Consider the following 7,086-nt stretch of genomic DNA (forward strand, 5'->3'; position numbering starts at 1 on the left):
AAATACATTGAATAACGCTAACAAATAGTATACATATATGAAATTGAAATTATCCACCGTAACCATAAAGTTGAAGCTCCCCATAGCAGCTTTATTGCTCGGAGCCGGCCTCACGGCCTGTACTCCGCAACCGGATTCAAACATAGTGGAAGACAACATGGAGTTTGCACAGCAACAACTCCGATGCGCTTTTGATGAAATAGACTACGCCGTAGCCAACGAATCACCCGAAAGCCGTGCGCAACGCGAAAAGAACGGATGGGGGCCACTCACCAATCCCCGGAATACGGAACCGGACGGGACGCTTCACCTCGTCCCGTCCAAAGACTGGACCAGCGGATTCTTCCCCGGCGAGCTCTGGTTTCTCTATGAGTATACCCAGAATAATTTCTGGAAAAAGAAGGCGCAGCAACATACCGATATCCTGGAACAGGAAAAGATGAACGGCGGCACTCACGACATGGGCTTCAAGATGTATTGCAGCTTTGGAAACGGTTATCGCCTGACGCAAGACGAACGCTACAAAGAAATTCTGTTGCAATCGGCACGCACACTTTCCACCCGGTTCAAACCCAAAGCCGGCATTATCCGCTCTTGGGACCATAACAAGGATAAATGGCAATGCCCGGTCATCATTGATAATATGATGAACCTTGAGTTGCTGTTTTGGGCTACCAAAGAAAGTAAGGATTCCACCTATTATAATATAGCGGTAAGCCACGCACGGACTACGATGAAAAATCATTTCCGTGCAGACTATAGTTGCTATCATGTGATAGACTACGACACCATCACCGGACAAGTACTGAAAAAGAACACACATCAGGGACTTGCGCACGAATCGGCTTGGGCACGCGGTCAGGCATGGGCACTGTATGGCTATACGATGTGTTACAGGGAAACCAAGTTACCGGAATTCCTCGAACAGGCTAAAAAGGTGGAACAATACCTCTTCACCCACAAAAATATGCCCGAAGACCTGATCCCTTACTGGGACTTCGACGCTCCCGGCATTCCCAACGAGCCGCGTGACGCCTCAGCAGCCACAGTGATCGCTTCCGCACTCTACGAACTGTCGCAATATGACCGCAAAAACAGCGAACGCTACAAGAAAAACGCCGACAGGATAGTAGAGAACCTGACGAACAGTTATCGCACTACGCTGAACAAAGACAACGGTTTCCTGCTACTCCACAGCACAGGAACCAAACCTACCAACGTAGAAGTGGACGTACCCATCGTATATGCCGACTATTACTTTATAGAAGCATTACTACGCAAGGATAAACTGGAGAAAACCGGCAAACTTTTCTAAAAACGAGAAAGAAATGAAACGACTGATTTATACGTTATGCCTTATTATAGGCTGCGCCACCCTATCCGAAGCTAAAGTCCTCACCGGGCATAAAACCCGGCTAACCGACAACTGGCTGTATCTGCGGGGAGACATCGGCAATATCTGGGAAGCAGTGCGTCCCGCCGCTCCCGGCAGTTCGGAATGCGTTCCCCTATGGACGCCTGTCACCCTGCCCCATTGCTTCAATGCCACAGATGCCGTAGACCCGGACATGAATTACTACCAGGGCCCCGGGTGGTATAAAACACTGCTCGACATACAAAATCCCTATCCCAACGGACGAATCCTGCTCGACTTTGAAGGAGCGGGACAAAAGACCGAAGTATACATCTACACGACACGGGTCGCTTCCCATATCGGCGGATACGATGAATGGACGGCAGATATCACCGAAGCGGTGCAAGCATTCGTCTCCACTCCCGAATGTGTTCAACGTTTTGGCGGTAAAGTTCCCCTATCCATCCGTTGCGACAACAGCCGGGATGCGGAAATGATTCCTTCCGACTTATCGGATTTCAACGTTTATGGCGGACTATACCGCTACCTCAACCTGGCGTATGTCCCCGAAGTTTCCATAGATCGTGTACAAATAGATGCCGTATTAGACAAAAACCTGAAAAAGGCAACACTTGCCGTTCAAGCTTTTTTCTATAATCCGTCGGATATCAGGAAAACAACTGCGCATATCATCGTCAAATCTCCTTCAGGCAAGATAATACTGAATGAAGAAAAAGAAGTGATGCCGCTTGGAAAAGCTTCCCTGCTGACGGCAAATATTCAGAAGCCGGAATTATGGTCGGACGAGGATCCTGCTCTTTACACCTGCGAAATTACCCTGCACCACAACGGACAGGAGCAGAAAGCCATCGAGCGATTCGGATTCCGCCATTTTGAATTTGTGGAAAAAGGACCATTCCGCCTCAACGGTTCCCGCCTTTTGCTGCGCGGTACACACCGCCACGAAGACCATGCGGGCGTAGGCGCAGCTATGACAGAAGAACAAATGCGGGCGGAAATGACGCTCATGAAAGAAATGGGAGTGAATTTTATCCGGCTGGGACATTACCAACAGTCGGACATTATTCTTTCTCTTTGCGATGAACTGGGCATTCTTGTATGGGAAGAGATTCCCTGGTGCCGCGGCGGTCTGGGTGGCGAGCAGTATCAGGCACAAGCCAAACGAATGTTGACGAACATGATTCATACGCATTATAATCATCCCGCCGTCATCATCTGGGGATTAGGTAATGAAAACGACTGGCCGAACGACTTCCCGGAATTCGACAAGGGAAAGATACGTAGTTTTATGAAGGAACTCCATGAATTGGCGCATCAATCGGACGATAGCCGGGTGACCGCTATCCGCCGTTGCGACTTCTGTAAAGATATCGTAGATGTTTATTCTCCTTCTATCTGGGCGGGGTGGTACAGAGGCATCTTCACCGATTATAAAAATGCTTCATTCCATGAGATGCAGCAGGTGAAACATTTCTTCCATGCCGAATGGGGAGGCGACTGCCATGCCCGCCGCCATGCGGAGGACCCGTTCATCAATTTGGATAAGATTGAAGCGGGCAAGGGAGCAGACGAACGCGCGGGAGATGCTTCGCTTTACGGTGGAAACGCACGCGCTTCCAAAGACGGCGACTGGTCGGAAAGTTACATGGTGCGCCTCATCGACTGGCATCTGAAAGAACAGGAAACGATGGATTGGCTGACAGGGGCGGCATATTGGCCGTTCAAGGACTTCTCTACTCCGGTACGTCCGGAGAATCCTGTGCCTTATGTCAATCAAAAAGGAGTAGTGGAAAGAGATCTCACACCGAAGGAGACTTACTATGTATTCCAATCATACTGGGCGAAAAAGCCTATGATACATATCTATGGGCATACATGGCCGATTCGATGGGGCAAACCGGAAGAAATGAAAGAGATATTAGTCTACTCTAACTGTCCGCAAGTGGAGTTGATTGTCAACGGAGTGCCGCAAGGAATAAAGAAGCGTAACAGTCAGGACTATCCAGCGGCAGGTCTACACTGGAACTGCAAGTTACAGGCAGGAGAGAATACAGTCATCGCCCTTTCCAAAGGGAAAGCAGTCGTGGCAGACACGCTCCGGTTTGTATACGAAACCCGCACATGGGGTAAGCCTGCGCAACTGCAAGCGAAAGTCACTCATTGCGGCGGAGAAAGTTCAGGCGATATATCAATGGTGGAAGTCCAGCTGACAGACGCTAAAGGCGTACCCTGTCTGGATGCCGTAAACTATATAGAATTCGGACTGGCAGGAGACGGGCAATTAATCGAGAACCAGGGGACTTCTACCGGTTCACGAAAGGTACAGGCCTACAATGGTCGCGCAGCCATCCGTGTAGATAAAAGGAAAGGAGAATCGGTAGTATCCGTGCGGTGTGATATCCCGGAAGTTAAAACGGTGTTTGTCAGGCTATAAAGTTTAACAAGTATATCTGTTATTTTTAAAAATACACTATCTTTGCGTATACCGTATAGCTAAAAAATATTCCGTTAAATTTCTCTTTTATGAAAACATTGAAAGCTGTCTACCTAGTAACTGTCATTACCGGCTTGTTGACCGGTTTATCCTTGTCATCTTCCGCATCCGCCCAAGATATCTCAGGAACCTGGCACGGAAAACTGACTGTTCCCACCGGTTCGCTGACCCTTGTATTCCATATCAATCAGACAGGAGAAGGCACTTACATAACGACACTCGACAGCCCCGACCAGGGGGCTAACGGAATAAAGACGCAAACCACTTCGTTCAAAGATTCCATATTGACTGTGCAGACACCTGTTATCCACGCTTCTTACAAAGGAAAGCTGAGCAACGACCGTAGTATTAGCGGAACATTCACACAAGGCATTCCTTTGCCGTTGAATCTGGAAAAAGGAGAAGCAAGCCGCTCCAAACGCCCGCAGGAACCTCAGCCGCCTTTCTCTTACAAAAGCGAAGAAGTCACGGTAAGAAACGAACAGGACGGAATCAATCTCGCGGGAACATTCACTCTTCCCGAAAAAGGAACAAAATTTCCGGCGGTAGTCATGGTGACAGGAAGCGGTGCGCAGAACCGGGATGAGGAGATTATGGGACACAAGCCTTTCCTTGTCATCGCCGACTATCTGACGCGAAACGGCATCGCCGTATTGCGCTGCGACGACCGTGGCACAGCCGCCTCACAAGGCAACCATGCAACAGCTACCAACGAAGACTTTGCCAGAGATACGGAAGCTGCCATCCACTATCTGCGCGGCAGAAAAGAAATAAACACGAAAAAGATTGGAATCATCGGACATAGCGCAGGAGGAACCATCGCATTCATTGTGGCAGCCAATGATCCGTCAGTGGCATTTATCGTTTCATTGGCGGGAGCCGCCATCAAAGGAGACAGCCTGATGCTAAGGCAAGTGGAACTGATTTCTAAATCTCAGGGAATGCCGGATGCGCTTTGGCAAGGAACGAAACCGTCGCTGCGAAACAGGTATGCCATACTGCAACAAGCGGACAAGACAACGGATGAGCTCCAAAAGGAACTGTATGCAGACGTTACCAAAACCATGTCGTCCGAACAACTGAAAGACTTGAATACCGTACAGCAGATTTCCGCCCAGATACGTTCGATGACCTCGCCCTGGTATCTTCATTTTATGAGGTACGACCCGGCTAATGCCCTGAAGAATGTGAAATGTCCGGTACTCGCCCTAAACGGAGAAAAGGACATTCAAGTGGACGCGACTATGAACCTTACAGCCATCCAACAAAGAATCAGCGAAAACGGAAACAAAAATGTAACTGTAAAAGCCTATCCGAACCTGAACCATCTGTTGCAGACCTGCGAAAAAGGCACATTGGCCGAATACGGGCAACTGGAAGAAACCATCAGTCCGGAAGTATTGAAAGATATGACCGAGTGGATTCAGAAACAGTAAGGTGATCAGCAATACACTTTTTCGGACAACATTGCCTGGTAGTACATCCATCCCCTTGATTACATACATTGCATAAATTGACTTAAATCAAAATCTTTCCTACCGAACTCACCTTGGCCGATTTTGTTTTACCTTTGCACCCGCAAAAAAGAAGAAGGTAAAAAAGTAACAGGTATCAGGTATAGTTTGGTATGAAGAAAAGTCTGATTGCATTGGCGTTCGGCACCCTGGGATTGGGTATTGCCGAGTTTGTGATGATGGGAATTTTGCCCGACGTGGCAAAAGATTTAGGAATCAGTATCCCCGTTGCGGGACATTTCATTTCCGCCTATGCGTTGGGCGTCTGTGTGGGTGCACCCGTACTGACATTAGCCCGCAAATATCCTTTGAAACATATTCTGCTGGTACTGGTCACCCTGATTATGATAGGTAATATCTGTGCCGCTTTGTCACCCAACTACTGGGTATTGCTTGCCGCACGTTTCATCTCCGGACTTCCTCATGGAGCCTACTTCGGTGTCGGCTCTATTGTTGCCGAGCGACTGGCTGATAAAGGAAAAGGTTCGGAAGCTGTTTCGATTATGATTGCCGGAATGACCATCGCCAACCTCTTCGGCGTCCCATTGGGAACTTCCCTCAGCACTATGCTTTCCTGGCGTGCCACTTTCCTGTTGGTAGGCATTTGGGGAATCGTAATCATGTATTACATCTGGCGCTGGGTTCCCCACGTAGAAGGGTTGAAAGACACCGGCTTCAAGGGGCAATTCCGCTTCCTCAAAACTCCGGCCCCGTGGCTGATTCTGGGTGCCACAGCATTAAGCAACGGTGGTGTATTCTGCTGGTATAGCTATATCAATCCGATGCTGACAAACGTTTCCGGTTTCTCTGCCGAAAGCATTACTCCTCTGATGATTCTTGCCGGATTCGGTATGGTCATGGGGAATCTTATCAGCGGACGTCTCTCCGACCGTTACACACCGGGAAAGGTAGGAACTGTCGCACAAGCGCTCATCTGTATTATGCTACTCCTCCTATTCTTCCTTTCACCTTATAAATGGGCAGCCGCTCTACTGATGTGCCTTTGTACGGCAGGATTATTTGCCGTATCCAGTCCGGAACAAGTATTAATTATCCGTGTGGCAAAAGGCGGAGAGATGCTGGGAGCTGCCAGCGTGCAGGTTGCATTCAACCTGGGAAATGCCATCGGCGCATATGCAGGAGGACTGGCTATCAGCGAAGGCTATCGTTATCCTGCGCTTACAGGGGTTCCTTTCGCACTGATCGGATTTATTTTATTCCTGATTTTCTATAAGAAATATCAGTTCAATCCCAATTATCTTTAAGAGTTTTTGAGGGAGAGATATAAAGTTTCATCCTATAATAAATAGCAATATCTTTTAAAATTATTATCCTTGTGAAGTATATTAGCTGGGTTGAGTATAAAAAGTACTTCGATGACTTTGAGTTTTCACTGCACTCTATTAGAAATTCCACTGCACTGAACTAGAATTTTCTATGCACTCGGGTAGTTGTCCCCTTGCAAGGGGACCATTGTCATCTTACAAGAGGACTAATGTCACCTTACAACAGGACATTTGTCACTTTACAAGATGACAACTACAGAATTACGGACGCAGGGTCGACGCATTATATTTTTTACTATCTTACAACTTGTATTTTATTTTTATATTATTGACTATTAGTGTATTATCTATTGTATATGTCGATTATTTTCCTTATCTTTATAAGATATTATAAAACATAAACTAACATGAAAATTG

At 47.6% G+C, this 7,086-nt stretch carries 4 protein-coding genes; all 4 read left to right on the forward strand.

Annotated features, from left to right (window positions below):
* Positions 1-37 precede the first annotated feature (37 nt).
* The 4 genes from LPH68_RS19955 (at position 38) to araJ (ending at position 6,648) form a co-directional block, all read left to right on the forward strand.
* Entirely contained in the window at positions 38-1,315 is a 1,278-nt protein-coding gene (locus LPH68_RS19955) for a glycoside hydrolase family 88 protein (protein ID WP_004322893.1), read from the forward strand.
* A gap of 13 nt (positions 1,316-1,328) precedes the next feature.
* On the forward strand, positions 1,329-3,809 hold the full coding sequence (locus LPH68_RS19960) for a glycoside hydrolase family 2 TIM barrel-domain containing protein (protein ID WP_004322892.1): 2,481 nt from the start codon (positions 1,329-1,331) through the stop codon (positions 3,807-3,809).
* Positions 3,810-3,898: 89 nt separating this feature from the next.
* Entirely contained in the window at positions 3,899-5,305 is a 1,407-nt protein-coding gene (locus tag LPH68_RS19965; protein ID WP_004322891.1) for a S9 family peptidase, read from the forward strand.
* Positions 5,306-5,496: 191 nt separating this feature from the next.
* Entirely contained in the window at positions 5,497-6,648 is a 1,152-nt protein-coding gene (araJ, locus tag LPH68_RS19970) for an MFS transporter AraJ (RefSeq protein ID WP_004322889.1), read from the forward strand.
* The last annotated feature ends 438 nt before the right edge of the window (positions 6,649-7,086 follow it).

It is taken from the genome of Bacteroides sp. 1_1_30 (assembly GCF_020982715.1).
In the GTDB taxonomy this organism is placed as follows: Bacteria; Bacteroidota; Bacteroidia; order Bacteroidales; family Bacteroidaceae; genus Bacteroides; species Bacteroides xylanisolvens.

What these genes read in the sequence shown, in the direction of transcription:
- LPH68_RS19955 (WP_004322893.1), top strand. Translation starts at nt 38, where the DNA reads ATGAAATTGAAATTATCCACCGTAACCATAAAGTTGAAGCTCCCCATA.
- LPH68_RS19960 (WP_004322892.1), top strand. Translation starts at nt 1,329, where the DNA reads ATGAAACGACTGATTTATACGTTATGCCTTATTATAGGCTGCGCCACC.
- LPH68_RS19965 (WP_004322891.1), top strand. Translation starts at nt 3,899, where the DNA reads ATGAAAACATTGAAAGCTGTCTACCTAGTAACTGTCATTACCGGCTTG.
- araJ (WP_004322889.1), top strand. Translation starts at nt 5,497, where the DNA reads ATGAAGAAAAGTCTGATTGCATTGGCGTTCGGCACCCTGGGATTGGGT.